At 67.9% G+C, this 2,543-nt stretch carries 2 protein-coding genes; both read left to right on the top strand.

Translation table 11 applies throughout. The features are described from left to right. Positions 1-1,227: phosphotransferase family protein (locus ATE71_RS21435; protein ID WP_058805363.1), on the top strand; the 1,227-nt coding region annotated here is incomplete at its 5' end. A 19-nt stretch (positions 1,228-1,246) separates the two neighbouring features. After that, entirely contained in the window at positions 1,247-2,542 is a 1,296-nt protein-coding gene (locus ATE71_RS21430; protein WP_058805362.1) for an acyl-CoA dehydrogenase family protein, read from the top strand. Position 2,543: the final 1 nt, after the last annotated feature.

The raw sequence follows: 2,543 nt of genomic DNA, 5'->3' as shown, positions 1-2,543 counted from the left end.
GCGGGTGCTGGTGGTGCGGTTGCGGGTTATGTTCTGCGGCGCGCGCCGTCGGCGGCTTATATGGCGGATCGACCGTTCGGCCATGGCGACGAGGCGGCGCTGGTGATGGCGGCGCATGGTGCGGGGGTGCGGGCGCCCGAGGTTGTTGGGGTGCTGGCGCCGGACGATGGTCTGGGGACGGGTTATGTGATGCGGCGGGTGACGGGCGAGGTGTCGCCGGCGAAGATATTGGTCGATCCGCCGCCGTCGCTGCTGGGCGATCTCGGGCGCGAGCTGGCGCGCATCCATGGCGTGCCGCTGGCGAGCGTGCCGGCTGCGATCCCGTTGATAGACACGCGCGCGGCGCTGGGCGAGCTTCGCTCGCGCTTTCTGACCTACGGCGGCGATCGGCCGGCGATCGCGCTGGCGATCAAATGGTGCGAGGATCATCTGCCCGGGGCGGCGCCGCCGGTGCTGGTGCATGGCGATTACCGGATGGGCAATGTGATGGTCGATGAAGCCGGGCTGGCGGCGGTGCTCGACTGGGAGCTCGCGCACCGGGGCGACGCGCATGAGGATCTGGCGTTCGGTTGCATGAGCGTGTGGCGCTTCGGACATCTGGAGCGGCCCGCGTTCGGGGTCGGCAGCCTCGCGGACTATTTTGCTGCTTATGAGGCGGCGGGCGGGGTCAAGGTCGACCCGGCGCGCTTCCGCTTCTGGCTGGTCTACCGGACCTTGTGGTGGGCGCTGGGGTGCCTGCAGATGGGGCAGGCGTGGCGGAGCGGCGCCGACCGGAGCGTCGAGCGCGTCGTGATCGGGCGGCGCACCGCCGAGCAGGAACTCGACCTTGTGGTGCTGCTCGAGGAAGACGCGCCCGAGAGCGAGCGGGCGCGGCCTTTGCCGCCGTCGCCCGGTGCGGCGCCCGCACCGACGGGCGAGCCGACGAACCGCGAGATGGTCGAGGCGGTGCGGGGTTGGATCGAAGGCGCGATCAAGCCGGCATCGCAAGGCCATGCGAAGTTCGAGGCGGTGGTGGCGATGAACGCGCTCGGCATCGTGCTGCGCGACCTTGATGCGGGCGCGCGCGCCGAAGACAAGGCGCTGGCCGATGCGCTGCTGTCGGGCGAGACGACGCTCGCCGAGCCCGGGCTGCTCGCGCAGCTGCGGCGCGCGGCGCTCGACAAATGCGCGGTCGACAGCCCCAAATATGCGCCGCTCGCGGCGGCGCGCGCCGACTGGCGCGGATAGCGATAACAGGGAGAGAGACATGGACTTTGCGATGCCCGCCGATTTGCAGGCGTATCTGGGCGAGCTCGACGCGTTTATCGAAGCCGAGATCCGGCCGCTCGAGCTCGCGGACGACAATATCCGCTTCTTCGACCATCGCCGCGAGCATGCGCGCACCGACTGGGACAATCAGGGGCTGCCGCGCCATGAGTGGGAAGAGCTGCTCAAGGCGGCCACGAGGCTGGCCGATGCGGCGGGGCACTGGCGCTTCTCGGCGCCGAAGAAATATGGCGGCAAGGACGGCAGTAACCTCTGGATGGCGGTGATCCGCGAGCATCTGGCGGCGAAGGGGCTGGGGCTGCACAACGACCTGCAGAACGAGCACAGCATCGTCGGCAACTTCCCCTTCGTCGAGATGTTCGAGCAGTTCGCGACGAGCGAGGAACAGAAGGCCGAGTTCATCCTCGGCTCCTTCGAGGGCAAGCGCCGCACGGCGTTCGGGTTGACCGAACCCGACCATGGCTCGGATGCCACCCACATGGAGACGCGCGCCGTGCGCGAGAGCCGCGACGGCATCGACGGCTGGCGGATCGACGGGCGCAAGATGTGGATCACCGGCATGCATGTCGCGACGCACTGCGCGACCTTCGCGCGCACGAGCGGCGGCGACGGGGATGCGAAGGGCATCACCTGCCTGCTCGTGCCGACGGGGACCGAGGGCATGACGGTCGATGAATATATGTGGACGTTCAACATGCCGACCGACCATCCGCGCATGACGTTCAGCAATGTCTGGGTGCCCGACAGCGCGCGGCTCGGCCCCGAGGGCGGCGCTCTCGCGATCGCGCAGAGCTTCGTCCACCAGAACCGCATCCGTCAGGCGGCGTCATCCTTGGGCGCCGCGGTCTACTGCATCGAGGAGAGCGTCCGATACGCAAGGCAGCGCAAGCCGTTCGGCGAGGCGCTGGCGAAGAACCAGGCGATCCAGTTCCCGCTCGTCGAACTCGCGACGCAGGCCGAGATGCTCCGCCTGCTCATCCGCAAGACCGCGTGGGACATGGACAACACCCCCCACAAACAGATCGAACGCACGCTCTCCGACAAGGTCAGCATGTGCAACTACTGGGCGAACCGCCTCGTCTGCGAAGCCGCCGACCGCGCGATGCAGGTCCATGGCGGCATCGGATACTCGCGCCACAAACCCTTCGAACATATCTACCGCCACCACCGCCGCTACCGCATCACCGAAGGCGCCGAGGAAATCCAAATGCGAAAAGTCGCAGCTTTCCTCTTCGGTTATCTGGGGCCAAGGAAAAATACGCCGGGGATGATGTGAA

Origin of the sequence: Sphingopyxis sp. H115, assembly GCF_001468465.1 — a bacterium.
Taxonomy (GTDB): domain Bacteria; phylum Pseudomonadota; class Alphaproteobacteria; order Sphingomonadales; family Sphingomonadaceae; genus Sphingopyxis.
The sequence above is the reverse complement of the archived record's forward strand: the minus strand, read 5'-3'. Positions and strand labels throughout refer to the sequence as shown.